Source organism: Kitasatospora sp. NPDC058115, assembly GCF_042884635.1.
Taxonomy (GTDB): Bacteria; Actinomycetota; Actinomycetes; order Streptomycetales; family Streptomycetaceae; genus Kitasatospora.
Genome location: NZ_JBHVTL010000055.1, coordinates 1 through 21,159, shown reverse-complemented (window position 1 = coordinate 21,159; position 21,159 = coordinate 1). Strand labels below are relative to the sequence as shown.

The 21,159-nt window shown below is 74.5% G+C and carries 16 protein-coding genes; 11 read left to right on the top strand and 5 right to left on the bottom strand.

All coding sequences use genetic code 11. The annotated features are described in order from the left end of the window. Window positions 1-52: 52 nt before the first annotated feature. Together ACFVVL_RS34750 and ACFVVL_RS34745 are read right to left on the bottom strand one after the other, a co-directional pair. Complete coding sequence (locus tag ACFVVL_RS34750; RefSeq protein ID WP_387682472.1) at window positions 53-2,227, bottom strand: ATP-binding domain-containing protein; 2,175 nt, start codon at window positions 2,225-2,227, stop codon at window positions 53-55. Window positions 2,228-2,381: 154 nt separating this feature from the next. Beyond that, a complete protein-coding gene (locus ACFVVL_RS34745) occupies window positions 2,382-3,362 on the bottom strand; it encodes an aldo/keto reductase (RefSeq protein ID WP_387682469.1) in 981 nt (326 codons plus the stop codon). Between the two features lie 287 nt (window positions 3,363-3,649). Here ACFVVL_RS34745 and ACFVVL_RS34740 point away from each other — a divergent pair, with 287 nt between their 5' ends. Beyond that, complete coding sequence (locus tag ACFVVL_RS34740; RefSeq protein WP_387682466.1) at window positions 3,650-4,708, top strand: LLM class F420-dependent oxidoreductase; 1,059 nt, start codon at window positions 3,650-3,652, stop codon at window positions 4,706-4,708. A gap of 56 nt (window positions 4,709-4,764) precedes the next feature. Here the strand turns inward: ACFVVL_RS34740 and ACFVVL_RS34735 are convergent, their stop codons facing one another. Continuing rightward, complete coding sequence (locus tag ACFVVL_RS34735) at window positions 4,765-5,757, bottom strand: magnesium and cobalt transport protein CorA (RefSeq protein WP_387682463.1); 993 nt, start codon at window positions 5,755-5,757, stop codon at window positions 4,765-4,767. Between the two features lie 120 nt (window positions 5,758-5,877). On the opposite strand from ACFVVL_RS34735, the gene ACFVVL_RS34730 reads away from it, so the two are divergent. From ACFVVL_RS34730 to mshC, 6 genes are all read left to right on the top strand, one after another. Then, window positions 5,878-6,576, top strand: coding sequence for a histidine phosphatase family protein (locus tag ACFVVL_RS34730; protein WP_380295567.1), 699 nt, complete (start codon window positions 5,878-5,880; stop codon window positions 6,574-6,576). A 170-nt stretch (window positions 6,577-6,746) separates the two neighbouring features. Then, window positions 6,747-7,316, top strand: a complete 570-nt coding sequence (locus tag ACFVVL_RS34725; RefSeq protein WP_380295569.1) for a DUF3090 domain-containing protein — start codon at window positions 6,747-6,749, stop codon at window positions 7,314-7,316. Between the two features lie 101 nt (window positions 7,317-7,417). Beyond that, window positions 7,418-8,194 (top strand): SCO1664 family protein, encoded by a 777-nt coding sequence (locus ACFVVL_RS34720; protein WP_380295587.1) that lies wholly within the window; start codon window positions 7,418-7,420, stop codon window positions 8,192-8,194. A 124-nt stretch (window positions 8,195-8,318) separates the two neighbouring features. Further along, entirely contained in the window at window positions 8,319-9,236 is a 918-nt protein-coding gene (locus ACFVVL_RS34715; RefSeq protein WP_387682459.1) for a helix-turn-helix domain-containing protein, read from the top strand. Window positions 9,237-9,377: 141 nt separating this feature from the next. After that, on the top strand, window positions 9,378-10,247 hold the full coding sequence (locus tag ACFVVL_RS34710) for a carbohydrate-binding protein (protein WP_380295572.1): 870 nt from the start codon (window positions 9,378-9,380) through the stop codon (window positions 10,245-10,247). A 242-nt stretch (window positions 10,248-10,489) separates the two neighbouring features. Continuing rightward, complete coding sequence (gene mshC, locus ACFVVL_RS34705; RefSeq protein WP_380295573.1) at window positions 10,490-11,719, top strand: cysteine--1-D-myo-inosityl 2-amino-2-deoxy-alpha-D-glucopyranoside ligase; 1,230 nt, start codon at window positions 10,490-10,492, stop codon at window positions 11,717-11,719. 96 nt (window positions 11,720-11,815) lie between these two features. On the opposite strand, the gene ACFVVL_RS34700 is transcribed toward mshC, so the two are convergent. Next, window positions 11,816-12,766, bottom strand: coding sequence for a PAC2 family protein (locus tag ACFVVL_RS34700; RefSeq protein WP_380295576.1), 951 nt, complete (start codon window positions 12,764-12,766; stop codon window positions 11,816-11,818). Between the two features lie 329 nt (window positions 12,767-13,095). Between ACFVVL_RS34700 and ACFVVL_RS34695 the strand changes: the two genes are divergently transcribed. Next, entirely contained in the window at window positions 13,096-13,620 is a 525-nt protein-coding gene (locus ACFVVL_RS34695) for an SRPBCC domain-containing protein (RefSeq protein WP_380295578.1), read from the top strand. Window positions 13,621-13,623: 3 nt separating this feature from the next. Here the strand turns inward: ACFVVL_RS34695 and ACFVVL_RS34690 are convergent, their stop codons facing one another. Further along, a complete protein-coding gene (locus ACFVVL_RS34690) occupies window positions 13,624-14,724 on the bottom strand; it encodes a glycoside hydrolase family 18 protein (RefSeq protein ID WP_387682453.1) in 1,101 nt (366 codons plus the stop codon). Between the two features lie 145 nt (window positions 14,725-14,869). On the opposite strand from ACFVVL_RS34690, the gene metH reads away from it, so the two are divergent. The 3 genes from metH (at window position 14,870) to ACFVVL_RS34675 (ending at window position 21,111) form a co-directional block, all read left to right on the top strand. Next, window positions 14,870-18,379, top strand: a complete 3,510-nt coding sequence (gene metH / locus ACFVVL_RS34685) for a methionine synthase (protein ID WP_380295581.1) — start codon at window positions 14,870-14,872, stop codon at window positions 18,377-18,379. 140 nt (window positions 18,380-18,519) lie between these two features. Continuing rightward, window positions 18,520-19,221 carry an HAD family hydrolase gene (locus ACFVVL_RS34680; RefSeq protein WP_380295583.1) on the top strand — a complete coding sequence of 234 codons (702 nt, stop codon included), beginning with the start codon at window positions 18,520-18,522 and terminating at the stop codon, window positions 19,219-19,221. Window positions 19,222-19,509: 288 nt separating this feature from the next. Next, on the top strand, window positions 19,510-21,111 hold the full coding sequence (locus ACFVVL_RS34675; RefSeq protein ID WP_380295585.1) for an ABC transporter substrate-binding protein: 1,602 nt from the start codon (window positions 19,510-19,512) through the stop codon (window positions 21,109-21,111). Window positions 21,112-21,159: the final 48 nt, after the last annotated feature.

Below are 21,159 nucleotides of genomic sequence, written 5' to 3'. Positions count from 1 at the left end.
GCCCCCACGCGTCCGTGGGGGCCCTCCGGCCGTTCCGGCACCCGGGCCGGGGTCAGAAGGGCTCGGCCGCGTTCTCCGCGAGGATCGCCCGCAGCCGGGTGGTGCGGGGCGCGGCCGGGCGCTCGGCGACGGCCTGCGGGAGCGCCGGGCCGGCGGCGTGGACCACCGAGAGGTGACGCTCGCCGCGGCCGAACGCCGTGTACACCCACTGCCGGGTGAGCGCGGCGCCCGCGTCGTCCGGGAGCACCACCACCGCGCCCGGCCAGCGGCGGCCGACCGCCTGGTGGACGGTCAGCGCCCAGCCGTGCCGCAGCTTTCCGGCCTCGGCGGGCGGGACGGTGCGGCGCGAGCCGTCCGGGTACTCCAGGTGCAGGCCGGCGGCGTCGCCGTCGAGCACCCGGGCCAGCCGGGTGTGGCCGGGCGCGGGGGAGTCGGCGACCCGGTCGCCGGGGTCGAAACCGCCGAAGCGGCCCGGGCCCGGGTTGAGCCGGGCCTTGGCGGCGGCGTTCAGCGCCCGGGTGCCGCCCCCGCCGCCGTGCCCGGGGGTGAGCAGCACGACCTGCTCGGAGGGGATGCCGAGGGCGCGCGGGATGGAGTCGGTGAGCAGCTGGACGGCGCGGTGGACGGCCTCGGCGCCGTCCTTGGCGGTCAGGATGACCACCTCCTTGTCGGGCGCCTCGACCGGCTGGAGCTCGCCGATGCCGACGCCGGAGACCAGCTCGCCGATCGGGCCGAAGTCGGGGGTGCGGGAGGCGACGGCCGGGCAGGCCCTGGCGGCGAGCAGGTCGGCGAAGAAGCGGCCGGGGCCGGCCGACCAGAGCTGGCCCGGGTCGCCGCTGAGCACCAGGCGGGTGCCGTCGGCCAGCGACTCCAGCAGGGTGGCGGCCAGCTCGACGTCCAGCAGCGGGGCGTCCAGCACGATCAGCACGTCCAGCGCGAGCGTGCCGTCGGCGGACCGGCCGGGGCCGGCCGCGCCGGCGAGCAGCTCGGCCAGGGTGGCGACGGGCGCCGGGGCGGCGGCGTCGGCGAGCGGGGCGAGCGCGGAAAAGGCGTCCCGGCCCTGGTCGGTCCAGGTGGCGGCCCAGGCCCGCAGACCGAGGCCGGTCGCGGCGGCCAGCAGGGCGGCCGGTTCGGCGCGGGCGGCCTCGCCGCCGGTGTGCAGGACGAGCGCGCTCTCGGCGGCGGCCCGGATCAGGGCGGCCGCGGAGGAGGACGGGGCGGCGGCCGCCGAGGCCTCCCAGGCGGCCGGCCCGGGGGCGGCGGGCGCCTCCTCGGTGGGCTCCGCGGTCTCCGGGGCGTCACCGGTCCCGGCGTCGGCGGCGTCGTCCTCCACGGAGTCCCCGGCGGAAGCGTCCGCGGAGTCCCCGGCGGAGTCGTCCGCGGAGTCCTCCGCCGGGTCCTCGCCCGGCACGAAGGTGGACATCAGCCGGACCAGGCCGTCGGCCAGGCTCTCCTCGGCCAGCGCCAGCCGCTCCAGGGCGAGCAGGGTGCGGGTCGGCGGCTCGTCCTCGTCGCCCCCGCCCGCCGCGTGCGCCTCGGCGCCGGTGAGCTCCTCCTGGAACGGCATCGCCCGGCCGTCGAGGACGGCGGCCTGGATGGCGGCGGCCGCGTCCGGCACGCCGAGGCGCTCCAGCCCGGCGGCCACCTCGGCGACCTCCAGGGCCGAGTGCCCGCGCAGGGTGGCCTGCTCCAGCAGCCAGCCCACCAGGGCCTGGGCGCGCCGCTTGTCGCCGGGGCCGGCGGCCGGGCCGAGCAGGCCGCGGGCGAAGCCGTCGGCGTGCTCCGGGCGGACGCCGGGCAGGGCGAGCACGGCCCACGGGTCCTCGCGGAGCTGCCCGGCCGCGCCGTCGCCGAACACCGCCACGGCGACGGCGGCCAGCGGGGCCGGGGCGCCGCCCTCGGCCAGCACCGCGGCGGTGTCCGCGAGCGCCTGCGCGCGCTGCTCGTCGGTCGCCGGACCGGCGGGCGCGCCCGCGTCCGGGGCCCCGGACGCCGGGGCGTCGGCGTCCCCGGCGGACCGGCCGACCGACCGCACCCGCTCCGCCAGCGCCGCGACGGCCGCGGCCCGGTCCGCCGGGTCGGCCGGTTCGGCACCCGCGGGTCCGCTGCCCGCCGGCGCGCCCGCCGCCTCCGGCGTCGCCGCCTCCGGCTCGGGCGACCCCTGCCCGGGAACGACGCCCGCGCCCACCGGGGTCTCCTCCGGAGCGCCGTTCTGCGCGTCAGTCATCGTCCGCTCCACAAAAGCTCAACTCCACATGCTGGGCGCCGCCCGCCCGTGGTGCGGGCGGTCGGCCGGGTCGGGCCGGTCCGGGGCCGCGGATGGCGGCCGGTCCGGCGGTCGGTCGGTTCGGGCAGGCTCGGGTCGCGGGGGTGGACGGGCGTCACAGCTCGCTCCACCCCTGGTCGGGGTAGCGGTGGACCGGCGCCGAGATGTCGTCGAGCGCACCGCGGATCTCCTCCGGAAGCGTAAGCGCCTCCACCGACAGCGCCGCCTGCAGCTGCCCGACGGTCCGGGCCCCGACCAGCGCGCTCGTCACCCCGGGGCGGTCCCGGACCCAGGCGAGCGCGACCGCCAGCGGGCTGCTGGCGAGCCCGTCGGCGGCGGTCGCGACGGCGTCCACGATCCGCCGGGCGCGCTCCCCGAGGTAGGGCTGGACGAATCCGGACAGGTAGGGCGAGGCGCCGCGCGAGTCCTGCGGCAGGCCGTGCCGGTACTTGCCGGTGAGCACGCCGCGCCCGAGCGGGGAGCCGGCCAGCAGACCGACCCCCGTGTCCAGGGCGGCGGGCAGTGCCTCGCGCTCGATGCCGCGCTGGAGCAGCGAGTACTCCAGCTGCACCCCGGCCAGCGGGACCCGGCCGTGGTGGGCGTGCTGCCAGGTGGCGGCCTTGGCGAGCTGCCAGCCGCTGAAGTCGCAGACCCCCACGTAGCGGGCCCGGCCGGAGGAGACGGCGATGTCCAGGGCGCTCAGGGTCTCCTCGACCGGGGTGGCCGGGTCGAAGGCGTGCACCTGCCAGAAGTCGACGTGGTCGGTGCCCAGCCGGCGCAGCGAGGCGTCGAGCGCGGCGAGCAGATGGCCGCGCGAGCCGTCGAAGCGGCGCCCGGAGGCCGGGACGCTGCCCGCCTTGGTGGCGATCACCAGCTCGGAGCGGGGGACGAGGGTGTCGGTGAGCCGGGAGAGCAGGTACTCGGCGTCGCCGTCGGCGTAGACGTCGGCGGTGTCGACGAGGTTGCCGCCGGCGTCGACGAACTCCTTGAGCTGTTCGGCGGCCTCCTGCTCGTCGGTGTCGCGGCCCCAGGTCATGGTGCCGAGGCCGAGCCGGGAGACCTGCAGCCCGGTGCGGCCGAGGTGACGCTTTTCCATCGGACGGGCCCTCTCACTGGCCGAAGGTGCGGTGGCACAACGCTGCGGGGCGGCGTGCGCGTGGGGGGCAAACCCGCAGGTGGGACGCGGCGCCCCACGTCGGCTGAGCGTAGCGGCCGGTGAACGGGCAGGTGTGCAGACCCGCAGGACGATCATCGTCGGCCGCACCGGACGGGAGCGCGCCGGCCGGGGGCCGGAATGTGACCCGCGCCACTGCTACTGGCCAGTAGCATGTCGCGCGGACGCGTCCTCGCGCTCCCGAGCAACCCGACTGGAAGGCAGTGCCCATGCGACTCGGCATCAACCTCGGCTACTGGGGACTCGGCATGGACGCCGACAACATCGCCGTCGCCCAGGAGGCGGACCGGCTCGGCTACGCGGTCTGCTGGGCGGCCGAGGCCTACGGCTCGGACGCGGCCACCGTGCTCTCCTTCGTCGCCGCCAGGACCGAGCGGATCGACGTCGGCTCGGCCATCTTCCAGATCCCGGCCCGCACCCCGGCGATGACCGCGATGACCGCCGCCACCCTGGACACCCTCTCCGGCGGCCGCTTCCGGCTGGGCCTCGGCGTCTCCGGCCCGCAGGTCTCCGAGGGCTGGTACGGCGTGAAGTTCGACAAGCCGCTGGCCCGCACCCGCGAGTACGTGGAGATCATCCGCAAGGCGATGTCCCGCGAGCGGCTGGTCCACGAGGGCGCCCACTGGACGCTGCCGCTGCCCGGCGGCCCCGGCAAGCCGATCAAGCTCACCGTGCACCCGGTGCGCGAGCGCATCCCGCTGTACATCGCCGCGATCGGCCCGAAGAACCTGGAGCAGACCGGCGAGATCGCCGACGGCTGGCTCGGCATCTTCTTCGACCCCGCGCACGCCGCCCTCTCGCTGGACCCGCTGAAGGCCGGCCGTGCCAAGGCCGGGGCCGAGCCGGGCAAGGAGTTCGAGGGCTTCGACGTCTGCCCGACCGTCGCCATCGCCGTCGGCGAGGACATCGAGGCCGGGATCGACTCGCAGCGCGCCTACACCGCGCTCTACATCGGCGGCATGGGCAGCAAGGAGAAGAACTTCTACAACCAGCTCGCCCGCCGGATGGGCCACGAGCAGGCCGCCGACGAGGTCCAGGAACGCTACCTGGCCAGGGACCACGCGGGCGCGGCCGCCGCCGTGCCGCGCGAGCTGATCGACGCCACCTCGCTGATCGGCGACACCGCCCGGATCGCCGACCGGATGCAGGCCTACGCCGACGCGGGCGTCACCACCCTCACCCTGGCCCCGGCCGGCTTCACCCTCGACGAGCGGATCACGGCGCTGCGCACCGGCGTCGAGGCCCTGGAGCGCGCCGGCCTCGCCTGACCCGGCGGCCGCCGCCCCGCCCCGCCCCGCAGCAGCACCACGCGGGGCGGGGCGGGTCAGAGCCAGTCGTGCCGCTTGAACACCCGGTGCAGCACCACGCAGACCACCACCATCAGCGAGACCGCCGCCGGATAGCCCCAGGGCTGGTGCAGCTCGGGCATGTGCTCGAAGTTCATCCCGTACACGCCGGCGATCATCGTCGGCACGGCGGCCAGCGCCGCCCAGGCCGAGATCTTCCGCATGTCGTTGTTCTGCTGCACGCTGACCTGCGCCAGGTTGGCCGACAGGATGTCCGACAGCAGCCGGTCCATCGCCTCCACCTGGTCGTTGGTGCGGGCCAGGTGGTCGGAGACGTCCCGCAGGTAGGGCAGCGCCTCGGCCCGGACATACGGCACGCCGCCGCGCTCCAGCCGCAGCATCGGGTCGGCCAGCGGCCCGGTGGCCCGGCGGACGGTCACCAGCTGCCGCTTGTAGCCGTAGATCCGGCCGGCGATGTCGCGGCCCACCCGGCCGGGGGCGAAGACGTCCGCCTCCAGCTCGTCGAGGTCGGCCTGGATGCCGACGGCGACGTCCACGTAGCCGTCCACCACCCTGTCGCAGACCGAGTGCAGGACCGCGCTCGGCCCGAACTTCAGCACCTCCGGCTGCTGCTCCAGCTCCGAGCGCAGCGTGCCCAGCGGGCTGTCGGCGCCGTGCCGGACGGTCATCACGAAGTCGTTGCCGACGAAGAGCATCACCTCGCCGCTGGTCACCGCGTGGCCGCCGGGGTGGTAGCCGAGCGTCTTGAGCGCCACGAACAGCGAGTCCTGGTACGCCTCCACCTTGGGGCGCTGGTGGGCGCCGACCGCGTCCTCGACGGCCAGCGGGTGCAGGCCGAACTCGGCTCCGACCCGGTCGAGTTCCTCGGCGGTGGGCTCGAACAGGCCTATCCAGACGAAGCCGCCCGGGCCCGCCTTCCGCGCGGCGGCGAGGCTGCCGGCGGGGTCCGCGGGCGTCGCGACCGGTCGGCCGTCGCGGTAGATGGCGCAATGGACGATCATGCGGGCCATTGTCACCTCTCGCGCCGGTGCGAAACATCCGCCGCGACGGGGGCGCACCTCCCGGTCCGGCTCCCGGCCGGGCCCCGGGCGCCGGCCCGCCCCGGCGGGGAAGGCCGTAGGGTAGGCCCCATGCCCACCCTGCTGCTCGTCCGCCACGGCCGCTCCACCGCGAACACCGCCGGAATCCTGGCCGGTTGGACGCCCGGGGTGGAGCTCGACGACACCGGCCGCGCGCAGGCCGCCGCGCTCGCCGGCCGGCTCGACCCGGTCCCGCTGGCCCAGGTGGTCAGCAGCCCGCTGGAGCGCTGCCGGCAGACCCTGGAGCCGCTGCTCGCCGCGCGCCCCGGCCTCTCGGGCCCCGCGCTGGACGAGCGGCTCGGCGAGTGCCACTACGGCGAGTGGACCGGCCGGCCGCTGGCCGAGCTGGCCGAGGAACCGCTGTGGCGCACCGTCCAGGACCACGCCGCGGCCGCCGCCTTCCCCGGCGGCGAGTCGCTGCGCGAGCTGAGCCACCGCACCGTGAACGCGGTCCGCGAGTGGAACGAGAAGGTCGCCGCCGAGCACGGCGAGGACGCGGTCTGGCTCGCCTGCTCCCACGGCGACGTGATCAAGGCGGTGGTGGCCGACGCGCTCGGCCTGCACCTCGACCACTTCCAGCGGATCAACGTCGACCCGTGCTCGGTCACCGCGATCCGCTACACCGCGCGCCGGCCCTTCGTCCTGCGGATGGGCGACACCGGCGACCTCGCCGCGCTCGCCCCGCGGCCCGCCGCCCCGGGCGCCCGGAGCGGGGACGCGGTCGTCGGCGGCTCCACCGGGACGGCCTGAACCGTCCGCCCGGGCCTCGGCTCCCCGGTGCGGCCCCGGAGGTCGTAGGGTGACCAGTGGGTGCCCGCGCCGCCGGCCCGGGCGCCCCGGACCACCCAGCCCCGACCCCCGACCGACCCCAGCGGCGTCCGCGGACGCCCACGACGATCGATACGACCCGGAGCGAGAGCGTGACCCGTCAGGTCTTCTTCTACGACCAGCCCGAACGGTTCGTGGCCGGCACCGTCGGCCAGCCCGGCGCCCGGGCGTTCTACCTGCAGGCCAGCGCCCGTGGGCGGATCACCAGCGTGCTGCTGGAGAAGACCCAGGTCGCCGCGCTCGCCGAGCGGATCGAGGAGGTCCTCGACGAGGCGCTGCGCCGCAGCGGCGGCGAGGCCACCATCCCGGCCGCCGCCCCGCAGGACCTGCTCGACACCGCGCCGCTGGACCTGCCGCTGGAGCAGGAGTTCCGGGTCGGCACGATGGCCCTCGCCTGGGACAGCGTGGACGGCTGCCTGGTCGTCGAGGCCCAGGCGCTGGTCGAGGACGAGGAGGGCGAGGACGAGGGCGCCGCCGTCTTCGAGGACGACGAGAACGGCCCCGACATGCTGCGGGTGCGCCTGTCCGGTGCGATGGCCCGGGTGTTCGCCAAGCGGGCGCTGGACCTCGTCGCGGCCGGCCGCAAGCCCTGCCCGTTCTGCAACCTGCCGCTCGACCCGGAGGGCCACCTGTGCCCGCGCGCGAACGGGTACCGGCGCTGAACCCGCCGGCCGCCCGGCCCGCGGACCTGCCGGAGCCGCCGGAGCCGCCGCGGTCCGACCCCGCCGAGGCCGCCGCCCTCGCGGCCGACGCGCCCGGCGCGCTGCGGCTGCTGCGCGAGGGCGCGCTGACCGTGCACGGCCGGCTCACCGACGCCTCCAACGCGGCCCTCTACTGCACCGTCACCGCCGCCGACGGCCGCGCGGCTCAGGCCGTCTACAAGCCGGTCGCCGGGGAGCGCCCGCTCTGGGACTTCCCGGACGGCACCCTGGCCGGCCGCGAGGTCGCCGCCTACGAGGTGTCCGCCGCCACCGGCTGGGGCCTGGTCCCGCCCACCGTGCTGCGCGAGGGCCCGCACGGCCCCGGCATGGTGCAGCTGTGGGTCGAGCCCGACCCGCACGCCGCCCCGTTGCTCGCGCTCCAGGACCCGGGCGGCCCCGAGGACGGCTGGCTGCCGATCGTCCGGGCCGAGGTCGGCGACGGGCGCACCGCGCTGCTGGTCCACCCCGACGACGTGCGGCTGCGCCGGCTCGCGGTGCTGGACGCCGTGCTCAACAACGCCGACCGCAAGGGCGGCCACCTGATCCCGGCCGCCGACGGCCGGCTCTACGGCATCGACCACGGCGTCACCTTCAACACCGAGGGCAAGCTGCGCACCCTGCTCTGGGGCTGGGCCGGGCAGCCGCTGCCCGCCGAGGCGGCCGAGGTGCTGGCCGGGCTGGCCGGGCAGCTGGACGGCGCGCTGGGGGAGCGGCTGGCCCCGCACCTGACCGCCGCCGAACTGGACGCCGCCCGGGCCCGGGTGGCCGCGCTGCTCGCCACCGGCACCCATCCGCTGCCCTCCGAGGACTGGCCGTCCATCCCCTGGCCGCCGATCTGACGGCCGGGCGGCCCGCCGGACCGAGGGTTCGAAGGCGGGCCGCCCCCCGGATCCGACGGTCCATCGGCCCGCTCAGCCGGTAATGGTCTGGACCGGTGCCCCGTCGGGGCCCCACACTGCGACGATGGACGAGCGACGGACCACCCCCCACCTGGACCTGCCGCTGCACCGCCTCCAGGTCCCGCTGCCGCATCTGCTCCCGTTCGCGATCGGCAGTTTCGACGCCATCGGCCCGCTGTCCCGGGCCGGCTTTCCCCACCGGCACGCCTTCTACGAGATCGTCTTCGTCACCGGCGGGCGCGGCGCCCACGTCCTGGACCTGGTCCAGCGGCCGGTGCAGCCCCCGCAGTTGTGCGTGATCGCCCCCGGCCAGGTGCACTACTGGGCGGACGCGGACGACCTCACCGGGCAGGTCGTGCTGTTCAACGAGGACTTCCTGCTCTCCCACCCGCAGGACCTCGCCGCGCTGCGCACCCTGGCCTCCCGTCCGGCGGTGCGCCTGGGCGACCAGGCCGCCCCGATCGCCGGGCTGCTCGCCGACATGGAGGCCGAGTACCGGGCCCGCCCGGCGGGCTACCCGGGCGTGCTGCGGGCCAGCCTGCACATCCTCGTGGTGCGCGCCCTGCGGGCCTGTACGCCCGGCGGCCCGGGCGCGCTGCCCGGCCGCACCGGGGACCTCGCGGCCGCCTTCACCCGGCTGATCGCCACCCCGGGCGGGGTGCAGCGCTCGGTCGCGTCCTGTGCGCACGAGCTGGGCGTCTCCTCGGGGCACCTGCAGGCGATGGTCAAGCAGGCGACCGGCCGCACCCCGGGCCGGCTGATCCGCCAGCAGCAGACGCTGGAGGCCAAACGGCTCCTGGCCTGCACGGAACTGACGGTGCGGCAGGTGTCCAGGGAGGCCGGATTCGGTGATCCGGCGTACTTCTGCCGGTTCTTCCGCCGGGAGACCGGGATGACGCCGGGCGAATTCCGGGCGAAGGTCGGAGGAAATCACCACGATCCCCGGATCACGTCCATCGCGGCGGCTCCGGGCGCCCCGTAGTTTGACTGCTGGCCACCGGCGGACCGCCCGGCGCGAGCGGGCGGCCCGCCGGCCCGGTCCTTGTCATGCCCCCACCATGGCAAGGGCCGTCCCCGGACGGAACCACCAGATCCCCCACACTCACACCGAAGGAGTCGGCGCATGCCCGCGTCCGAAGAGCCTCTCACCGGGACGGACGGTCCGATCGACCGCCGGATCAGCCGCAAGACCGTCCTCAGGGCCGCCGCCGTGCTCGGCACCGCTCCGCTGCTGGTCGGCGGAGGCGTCGCCCTGGCCCGCGACCGGGTCGGCAGCGGCGAACTGCTGGACCTCACCCCCGAGTGCCACGACGGCGACGCCCCCACCATCGAGCAGACCGAGGGCCCCTACTTCAAGCCCAACTCCCCGCTGCGCACCTCGCTCATCACCGACAGCACGCCGGGCACCCGGCTCACCGTCAGCGGCTACGTCTTCGGCCGGGCCTGCCAGCCGATCAACAACGTCCTGATGGACTTCTGGCAGGCCGACGTGAACGGCAACTACGACAACGCCGGCTTCACCTTCCGCGGGCACCAGTTCACCAACGCCCAGGGCGCCTTCAGCCTCACCACGATCGTGCCCGGCCTCTACCCGGGCCGCACCCGGCACATCCACGTCAAGCTCCAGGCGCCGGGCCGGCCGGTGATCACCACCCAGCTGTACTTCCCGGGCGAGCCGCGCAACAGCACGGACACCATCTACGACGCCCGGCTGCTGATGAACGTCCGCCAGGTCGGGTCCGCCAAGGAGGGCACGTACGACTTCGTGCTCAACGTGGCGCAGACCCCGACCCCGTCGGGCACCCCGACCACCACGCCCACCACGCCGACGCCGACCCAGACCGGCGGCGGCGGAACCTGGGCCGCGGGCACCGCCTACAAGCCGGGCGACCGCGTCACCTATGCCGGCGTCTCCTACGTGTGCCTCCAGGCGCACACCGCCTTCGTCGGGTGGGAGCCGCCGAACGTGCCGGCCCTCTGGCAGCGGTTGTAGCGGCTCCGGCCGTGTGACCGGAGGGTCACGGACGCCCGGTCGGCGGCAGGGCCGACCGGGCGGCCCGTCCGCCCGATCCGCCCCGCGAGGCCGTGCGCGGGGCGGATCCGGGCCGTTGCCCGGCGCCCGACGGCGCCGGGCACCGTCGTTCCGGGACGGCCCGGGCCGCACGGGGAAGCGAATCCAGTCGATCTTGGCGACTGGTTAGGCTTTCAAATGTTCTCGCGGTTAAAGTCAATGCCATGCATGCCTGGCCCGCCTCCGAGGTTCCCGCCCTGCCTGGTCAGGGGCTCCCCCTCCGTATCCACGACACCGCGACGGGAGGCATCCGGGAGGTCGTGCCGCAGGACGGCACCGCCCGGATCTACGTCTGCGGCATCACGCCCTACGACGCGACCCACATGGGCCACGCCGCCACCTACAACGCCTTCGACCTGGTGCAGCGGGTGTGGAAGGACGCCGGCCACGACGTCCTCTACGTGCAGAACGTCACCGACGTCGACGACCCCCTGCTGCAGCGCGCGGTCGAGACCGGCCAGGACTGGGTGGCCCTCGCCGAGCGCGAGACCGCGCTCTTCCGCGAGGACATGACCGCCCTGCGGCTGCTCCCGCCGGCCCACTACATCGGCGCCGTCGAGTCCATCCCGTGGATCGTCCCGCTGGTCCAGAAGCTGCTGGCGAGCGGGGCCGCCTACGAGCTGGACGGCGACGTCTACTTCTCGGTCGAGTCCGACCCGCGGTTCGGCGAGGTCTCCGGCCTCACCCGCGAGGCCATGCGCCCGGTCTTCGCCGAGCGCGGCGGGGACCCGGACCGCCCCGGCAAGCGCCACCCGCTGGACGCCCTGCTCTGGCTGGCCGCCCGCCCCGGCGAGCCCGCCTGGGACACCGAGCTCGGCCACGGCCGCCCCGGCTGGCACATCGAGTGCGTCGCCATCGCGCTGCAGTACCTCGGCATGTCCTTCGACATCCAGGGCGGCGGCAGCGACCTATCCTTCCCGCACCACGAGATGGGCGCCTCGCACGCCCAGGTCGCCACCGGCGGCCACCCGTACGCCAGGGCGTACGTGCACGCCGGCATGGTCGGCCTGGACGGCCACAAGATGTCCAAGTCCCGCGGCAACCTGGTCTTCGTCTCGGCGCTGCGCCGCGAGGGCGTCGACCCGGCCGCGATCCGCCTCGCCCTGCTCTCGCACCACTACCGCGAGGACTGGGAGTGGACCAAGGCCACCCTCGACGAGGCCGTCGAGCGGCTCGCCCGCTGGCGCGCGGCCGTCTCCCGGCCGGACGGGCCGGCCGCCGGGCAGCTGCTCGCCGAGGTCCGCGCGGCGCTCGCCGAGGACCTCGACGCGCCCGCCGCGCTGGCCGCGGTGGACCGCTGGGCGGCCGCCCAGCAGGCCGGCGGCGGCGACGACACCGGCGCCCCCGGCCTGGTCACCCGCACCGTGGACGCGCTGCTCGGCGTGGCCCTGTGACGGACGCGGCCCCGTAGGGGACACCGCAAGGGGCGCCCGGGACCAGTGCGGTCCCGGGCGCCCCTTCGTCGTGCGTCCGCGGTGGGCCGGGGCGGCTCACTCCTCCTCGGCGCCGTCCTGGCTCTCCCGGGCGGACGGCGGCTCCGGGTCGGCGGGCCGCTCCGCGGTGGCGTGCCCGGCGACCGGCTTCTCGCCGGTCGGCCCCACGTTCTCCCGGCGCCGCAGGTAGCGCTCGAACTCGCGGGCGATCGCGTCGCCCGAGGCCTCCGGCAGCTCGGCGGTGTCCTGCGCCTCCTCCAGCTGCTGGACGTACTCGGCGACCTCGCTGTCCTCGGCGGCCAGCTGGTCCACGCCCAGCTGCCAGGCCCGGGCGTCCTCGCCGAGCTCGCCCGGCGGGATCCGCAGGTCCAGCAGGTCCTCCAGCTTGTTGACCAGCGCCAGGGTGGCCTTCGGGTTCGGCGGCTGCGCGACGTAGTGCGGCACCGCCGCCCAGAGCGTCACCGCCGGCACCCCGGCGTGCGTGCAGGCCTCCTGCAGCACCCCGACGATCCCGGTCGGCCCCTCGTAGCGGCTCTCCTCCAGTTCGAGCCGGCGGGCCAGCTCGGGGTCCGAGGTGACGCCGCTGACCGGCACCGGGCGGCTGTGCGGGGTGTCGCCGAGCAGCGCGCCCAGGATCACCACCAGCTCGACGCCCAGCTCGTGCGCGAAGCCGAGCAGTTCGTTGCAGAACGAGCGCCACCGCATGCTCGGCTCGATGCCGCGCACCAGGACGACGTCCCGGGTCTTGGGCTCGCTGACCCGGACCACCGAGAGCCTGGTGGTCGGCCAGGTGATCCGGCGCACCCCGCCGTCCAGCCAGACGGTCGGCCGGTTGACCTGGAAGTCGTAGTAGTCCTCCGCGTCGAGCGCGGCGAACACCTTGCCGCCCCAGGTCTCGTCCAGATGCGCCAGAGCCGCGGAAGCGGCGTCGCCCGCGTCGTTCCACCCCTCGAAGGCGCAGACCATCACCGGGTCGATCAACTCGGGAACATCTTCCAGCTCGATCACCCAGTGTCTCCCTCCGGTCGGCCGCTTCCGCCCCGCCCGGCCGGGACTGCCCGGGCGCCGGCGGGCCGATGCCGACGGTCGAACCTCTCGTCACCCATGGAACGCCTCGCTCCATGGTTCCCTACCTGCCCAGCCTACGGGCTTTGAAGCGCCGTTCCGCCGGGCCACCGGGACAGTCTGTGCGAGCCGGCGGCCACGATCCACCGGTTATCCGGGGCCGCCCGCCGGCTGCCCGTGCCGTGGCCCGCGGACGGCGCGATGATGGGAGGCGGGGCCCGGAGGCGGGCGACGGAACCGCGCCGGGCGGCACGGCTGCGAGGAGCCGGCGGATGAGCGGACGGCGGTGGACGGCGGCCGGGGCGGCGGCGCTGGTGGCGGGCGCGGCCGGCGCGGTGGCGGCGCTGTGGGCCGCGGGGCGGCGGCTGCCCGTGGAGCACGTCAGCGGGGGCGGCCTGGAGCTGGCGCGGCCGCCCCGCGAGGTCTGGGACGTGCTGACGGACGTCGACCTCTTCCCGGCCTGGCGCCCGGACGTGGCGCACGTCGAGCGGCTGCCCGCGACCGCCGCCGGCCGCCCGCGCTGGCGGGAGGACGGCCGGCACGGGCACACCGTCCACGAGGTGGTGGAGAGTGAGGCCCCGCACCGTCTGGTGACCGGCATCGCCGACCCCGGCCTGCCGTACGGCGGCACCTGGACGTTCGCGCTGACCGCGGCCGGAAGCGGCTGCACCCTCACCGTCACCGAACGCGGCGAGGTGTACCAGCCGCTGTACCGGGGCGTCTCGCACTACGTGACGGGCGAGGGCGCCGCCGTCCACCGCTTCCTGGCCGCGCTCGCCGACCGGATGGCCGGATAGCCCCTACCGCACCCAGTCGCGCCGGTAGCCGGCCCAGTTCTGCTCGGTGGCGGCGAAGTCCACGTACAGGCCGACGCCGAAGTTGCGCCGGTGCAGGTCGTACCGCCCGAGGCCCAGCCGGATGCCGCGGATCCCGGCGGTCACCGTCTCGGCGCTCCCCCAGTGGCCCCACTCGTCCTCCCAGTAGAACGGCAGGCCCATCAGCAGGTCGACGTCCTCCGGGGTGGCCTCCAGGGCGAGTTCGGTCTGGTAGGCGTTGTAGCCGCCGTAGAGCCCCTCGGTCGGCATGCTGGAGTCGTAGGTCATCACCGCGATCTGGTCGACCCGGCGTGCGGTGGCGGCGAAGTACGCCTGGTCCCACCACTTGCCGTGGCCGGTGAGCGCGATGCCCACGTCGTGCTGGTACGGCAGCGGGTCGATCTGCGGGGCGGCCACCGACAGCACGGCGCCGCGCCCGGCGGTGACCGGACGGACCCGCTCCAGCAGGTCGAGCCAGCCCTTCGAGCCGGGCCGGATCGGCTCCATGTCGAAGTGCACGCCGTCGAAGCCCTGGTCCAGCACCTGGACGGCGGAGGCGGTGACCCGGGCGCGGGTGGCGGCGTCCTCCAGGTCGAGCGCGTCCTTCTCCGGCTTCACCTCGTCGCCCAGCCAGCCCTGCACCCGGATCCCGGGCAGCGCCCGGTGCACGGCGTCGGTGAACCAGCGCGCCCGGGGGTGCACGGCGGGCGGCAGCGAGCCGTCGTGCTCCAGCGGACCGGTGTGCACGTACAGGTCGCGGATCCCGGTGCCGGCCAGCCGCCGGGCGAGTCCGGCGATGTCGGCGTCACCCTTCCGGCCGTCGACCCAGGCGTGTCCCAGCCACACCGCGTCACGGCCCCGGGTGCGGGCCTCGGGGGAGGGGTCGCCGACGTACTGCAGCCGCAGCGCGAGCGCCGCGGAGCCGACCGGCACGGCCACCACGGCGAGCAGCGCACCCGCCACCACCAGCGCCTTCCGCCACCGCGACCAGCGGCGCCAGCGGGCCCGCAGCGCCGCCGCCCGGGCCCCGGTGCGGCGCAGCGCCCCGCGCGCCCCGTCTCGAATCACCGTCCGCCATGCGGTCATACCGTTGGTTCCCCCCTGCCGGCCGAACGCTCAGGATACGGAACGGGTGGTCACCCCCGGGCGGAGGCCGGATACCCTGGCCACGTGCGTTCCCGATTCAGCGGGTTCGCAAAGCCGACAGCCGTCGCACCCAGGGAGAAGCCCCATGGCCACCGCAGCCACCCCGTCCGTCACCCAGCAGAGCCGCGCGAACGCGCTGCGCGAGGCACTCGCCACCCGTGTGGTGGTCGCCGACGGGGCGATGGGAACGATGCTCCAGGCGCAGGACCCCACGTTGGAGGACTTCCAGAACCTGGAGGGCTGCAACGAGGTCCTCAACCTCACCCGGCCCGACATCGTCCGCTCGGTGCACGACGCCTACTTCGCGGTGGGCGTGGACTGCGTGGAGACCAACACCTTCGGCGCCAACCACTCCGCGCTCGGCGAGTACGACATCGCCGAGCGGGTCTTCGAGCTCTCCGAGGCCGGCGCCCGGCTGGCCCGCGAGGCCGCCGACGCGCACGGCGCCGAGGACGGCCGGCTGCGCTGGGTGCTCGGCTCGATCGGCCCCGGCACCAAGCTGCCGACGCTCGGCCACGCGCCGTACGAGACGCTGCGCGAGGGCTTCCGGCAGAACGCGGCCGGCCTGATCGCCGGCGGCGCGGACGCGCTGCTGGTGGAGACCAGCCAGGACCTGCTGCAGACCAAGGCCGCGATCCTCGGCTCGAAGCAGGCGCTGGCCGAGGCGGGCGTGGACCTGCCGGTGCTGGTCCAGGTGACCGTGGAGACCACCGGCACCATGCTGCTCGGCTCGGAGATCGGCGCCGCGCTGACCGCCCTGGAGCCGCTGGGCGTCGACTACATCGGCCTGAACTGCGCCACCGGCCCGGCCGAGATGAGCGAGCACCTGCGCTACCTGGCGAAGAACGCCCGGATCGGCCTGTCCTGCATGCCGAACGCCGGTCTGCCGGTGCTGGGCAAGGACGGCGCGCACTACCCGCTGAGCCCGGCCGAGCTGGCCGACGCGCACGACGTCTTCACCCGCGAGTACGGGCTGTCGCTGGTCGGCGGCTGTTGCGGCACCACGCCCGAGCACCTGCGCCAGGTGGTGGAGCGGGTGCAGGGCCGTCCGGTCGCCGCGCGCGACCCGCGCCCGGAGCCGTCCGCCGCCTCGCTGTACCAGTCGGTGCCGTTCCGCCAGGACACCTCGTACCTGGCGATCGGCGAGCGCACCAACGCCAACGGCTCCAAGAAGTTCCGCGAGTCGATGCTGGCCGGCGACTGGCAGGCCTGCGTGGAGATCGCCCGCGACCAGATCCGCGACGGCTCCCACCTGCTGGACCTGTGCGTGGACTACGTCGGGCGCGACGGCGTCGCCGACATGAAGGAGATCGCCGGCCGGCTGGCCACCGCCTCGACGCTGCCGATCGTGCTGGACTCCACCGAGCCCCCGGTGCTGCGGGCGGGCCTGGAGGCGCTGGGCGGCCGCGCGGTGCTCAACTCGGTCAACTACGAGGACGGCAACGCCCCGGAGTCGCGCTTCGGCCGGATCGCCTCGCTGGCCCGCGAGCACGGCGCCGGCCTGATCGCGCTCACCATCGACGAGGAGGGCCAGGCCCGCACCGCCGGCAAGAAGGTGGAGATCGCCGAGCGGCTGATCGCCGAGCTCACCGCGGACTACGGCATCGACGAGGGCTCGATCCTGGTCGACTGCCTGACCTTCACCCTGGCCACCGGCCAGGAGGAGTCCCGCCGGGACGGCATCGAGACCATCGAGGCGATCCGCGAGCTGAAGCGCCGCCGCCCGGCGGTGCAGACCACGCTGGGCCTGTCCAACATCTCCTTCGGCCTCAACCCGGCCGCCCGGGTCGTCCTCAACTCGGTCTTCCTGCACGAGTGCGTGGAGGCCGGCCTGGACTCGGCGATCGTGCACGCCTCCAAGATCCTGCCGATCTCGCGGATCCCGGAGGAGCAGCGCGAGGCCGCGCTCGACCTGGTCTACGACCGCCGCCGCGAGGGCTACGACCCGCTGCAGCGCCTGCTGGAGCTGTTCGAGGGCGTCTCCTCGGCCTCGGTCAAGGCGTCCAAGGCGGAGGAGCTGGCCGCGCTGCCGCTGGAGGAGCGCCTCCAGCGCCGGATCATCGACGGTGAGCGCAACGGCCTGGAGGCCGACCTGGACGAGGCGCTGACGGCCCGCCCGGCGCTGGAGATCATCAACGAGACCCTGCTGTCCGGCATGAAGGTGGTCGGCGAGCTGTTCGGCTCCGGCCAGATGCAGCTGCCGTTCGTGCTGCAGTCCGCCGAGGTGATGAAGACCGCGGTGGCGCACCTGGAGCCGTACATGGAGAAGTCCGACGCGGAGGGCAAGGGCACCATCGTGCTGGCCACCGTGAAGGGCGACGTCCACGACATCGGCAAGAACCTGGTCGACATCATCCTGTCCAACAACGGCTACAACGTGGTCAACCTGGGCATCAAGCAGCCGGTCTCGGCGATCCTGGACGCCGCGCAGGAGCACAGGGCGGACGTCATCGGGATGTCCGGCCTGCTGGTCAAGTCCACCGTGATCATGAAGGAGAACCTGGAGGAGCTGAACCAGCGCAGGCTGGCGGCCCAGTTCCCGGTGATCCTCGGCGGCGCGGCGCTGACCCGCGCCTACGTCGAGCAGGACCTGCACGAGATCTACGAGGGCGAGGTCCGCTACGCCCGGGACGCCTTCGAGGGCCTGCGGCTGATGGACGCGCTGATCGCGGTCAAGCGCGGCGTGCCCGGCGCCGTCCTGCCGGAGCTCAAGCAGCGCCGCCACGCCCGGGTGGAGGTCGAGGAGCCGGAGGAGGTCAACCTCGGCCAGATCCGCTCCGACGTGGCGGTGGACAACCGGGTGCCCGAGCCGCCCTTCTGGGGCGACCGGATCGTCAAGGGCGTGCCGTTCGCGGACTACGCCTCCTGGCTGGACGAGGACGCGCTGTTCAAGGGCCAGTGGGGCCTCAAGGCGGCGCGCAGCGGCGAGGGGCCGTCCTACGAGGAGCTGGTGGAGACCGAGGGCCGTCCGCGGCTGCGGATGTGGCTGGACCGGCTGCAGACCGAGGGCTGGCTGGAGGCGGCCGTGGTCTACGGCTACTACCCGGCGAACTCCAAGGGCGACGACCTGATCGTCTTCCACGAGGACGGCACCGAGCGGACCCGCTTCACCTTCCCGCGCCAGCGGCGCGGGCGCCGGCTGTGCCTGGCGGACTTCTTCCGCCCGGAGGAGGCCGGGGTGCGCGACGTCCTCGGGCTGCAGGTGGTCACCATGGGCAACCGGATCTCCGAGGCGGCCAACGAGCTGTTCGCGAACAACTCCTACCGCGACTACCTGGAGCTGCACGGCCTGTCCGTCCAGCTGGCCGAGGCGCTGGCCGAGTTCTGGCACGCCCGGGTCCGCTACGAGCTGGGCTTCGGCGACGAGGACCCGCAGGACGTCCGGGACATGTTCGCGCTCAAGTACCGCGGCGCCCGGTTCTCGCTGGGCTACGGGGCCTGCCCGGAGCTGGAGGACCGCGCCAAGATCGCCGAGCTGCTGAAGCCCGAGCGGATCGGCGTGGTGCTCTCCGAGGAGTTCCAGCTGCACCCGGAGCAGTCCACCGACGCGATCGTGATCCACCACCCCGAGGCGAAGTACTTCAACGCCCGGTAACGCCCGTGTTGCGCATCGTTCGCCCGATCCGGGCGGTCCGGGCGTATTCTTGATGACCCTGAACGGGCCGGTCCGCTCACCTGCGGGCCGGCCCGTGCCATCCCCGGGGCCGATCCGGGCACGGACGGAAGGATCCCGCCATGACCACCATCTCCACCGCCACCCAGACCCTCGGCGGCGACGACCGGGGCCTCCAGGCGGTGCTGCTGGACATGGACGGGACGCTGGTCGACACCGAGGACTTCTGGTGGCAGGCCGAGTTCTCGCTCTTCGCCGACCTGGGCCACCAGCTGAGCGCCGAGGACCGCGCCCACGTGGTCGGCGGCCCGATGACCCGGGTGATCGACCACCTGCTGAGCAGCACCGGGGTGGACCTGTCGCCGGCCGACCTGACCGTGCTGATCAACCAGCGCTTCGTCGACCTGCTGGGCGGCGGGGTGCCGCTGATGCCGGGCGCCGAGCGGCTGCTCAACACGCTGGCCGCGCACGGCGTGCCGGCCGCGCTGGTGTCCGCCTCGCATCGGCACATCATCGACATCGTGCTGCGTTCGCTGGGTGCCGAGCACTTCGCGTTCTCGGTCGCCGGGGACGAGGTGCCGCGCACCAAGCCGCACCCGGACCCGTACCTGGAGGCGGCCCGCAGGCTGGGTGCCGACCCGGCCCGCTGCGTGGTGGTCGAGGACGCGCCGACCGGGGTGCGGGCCGCCGAGGCGGCCGGCTGCCCGGTGATCGCGGTGCCCTCGGTGGCGCCGATCGAGCCGGCGCCGGGGCGTCTGGTGGTCTCCTCGCTGGAGCAGGTCGATCTGGAGCTGCTGCGCTCTCTGGTGACCTCGCGGGTGTGATTGTCGTCTCATTGCGGAGCGGCAGGACCCACCGGTAAGCGGACGGACGCGGCCGGGCCGGGGGAGCGGCACGGGAGAAAACGGGCATTGCCTGACAACTCGTCGGACAGGCCTGACCAGAGCCCCGCGGCCGTGTCCCAACCGTCACCTGCGCGGGTGCCGGGGGTGCGTGTTCGATATGGCACGCTACTCGGGTTCGTTCCACCCCCGAGCCCAGGCACCGCCGCTGACGGGCACCCCCGTCGTGCCCGCGGTCGCAGCCGGACCGCACCCAGAAGGACGCGACCCGTGAAGACTTCAGCTGAACGACTGGCCGTGCTCGGCTGCGCCGGAATCGTCGCCGCCTCGGTGGCCGGCTGCGGCTCGGTCACCAACGCCGTCAAGGGGGACGGCGACAAGTCCATCACCATGGGCACCACCGCGCTGACCACCGCCCTGGACCCGGCCGTCGCCTACGACGCCGGCTCCTGGCTGCTGATGCGCAACACCTTCCAGTCGCTGCTGAGCTACCCGGCCGCCTCCAGCGCGCCCAGCCCGGACGCCGCGCAGTCCTGCGAGTTCACCGCCGGTGACGCCACCCAGTACCACTGCACGCTGAAGACCGGGCTGAAGTTCTCCAACGGCCACGCGCTCACCGCCGCCGACGTCGTCCACTCGGTCCAGCGGACCCTGAAGATCAACGACCCGGGCGGCCCGGCCGCCCTGCTCTCGTCGATCAAGTCCGTCGAGGCGCCCAGCGACACCGAGGTGGTCTTCCACCTCAACCAGCCCGACGCCACCCTCCCGGCCAAGCTGGCCGGCCCGGCCGGCGCCATCGTCGACCAGGAGGTCTACCCGGTCGACAAGGCGCTGCCCAACGACAAGCAGATCGGGTCCGGCCCGTACAAGATCGACTCGGTCGAGGCGATGGCCAAGGGCGGCCCGGCGAAGGTCGTGCTCCTGCCGAACGACAAGTACACCGGCGACGCCAAGCTGCGGAACAAGAAGTTCACCCTGCGCTACTTCGACAAGCCGGCCGACCTCAAGTCCGCGCTGGACAACGGCGAGGTCGACCTCGCCGACAACAGCCTGGAGCCGAACACCGCGGCCCAGATCCTCTCCGACCAGCAGGGCGGCAAGACCGACCTGCACGTCGTCGAGGGCGACAGCAACGACACCCGCTACCTGGTCTTCAACACCAAGGACGCGACCGGCGGCAACCTCGCCGTCCGCCAGGCCGCCGCCCAGCTGATCGACCGCAAGGCGCTGGCCCGCGACGTCTTCGCGCGCACCGTCCAGCCGCTGTACTCGATGGTCCCGGCCGGCGTCACCGGCCACAGCACGGCCTTCTTCGACCGCTACGGCGACCAGGACGTCGCCAAGGCCAAGGCGATCCTCGCCGCCGCCAAGGTGCAGACCCCGGTCAAGCTCACCCTCACCTGGTCGCGCTCGCGCGCCGAGGCCGCCGAGCCCGAGGCGCTGAAGAAGCAGCTGGAGGCCGGCGGGCTGTTCCAGATCACCGTCCAGCAGGAGCCGGACTGGGAGACCTACAAGAAGGGCTGGAACGAGGGCAAGTACCAGCTGTACACGATCGGCTGGTTCGCGGACTACCCGGACCCGGACAACTACGTCGCCCCGCTGATCGTCGAGGGCGGTGCCTACCACCACGGCTGGGACGACCCGCAGATCAGCCAGAAGCTGGTGCCGGACACCCTCAAGCAGACCGACCGGGCCGCCGCGACCGGCGCCTACGCCCAGATCCAGGGCATCGTCGCCACCAACGCCCCGCTCATCCCGCTGTTCCAGAACAAGGCGTTCTTCACCTCGCGCTCCAACATCACCGGCGTGGAGTCCACCGTCGACACCACCGGCTTCTTCCGCTTCTGGGAGATCGGCCGCTCCGGCAAGTGACGCGGCACACGACGGAGGCCCGTCGGTTCCCCCCGGGCCGGGGGGAAC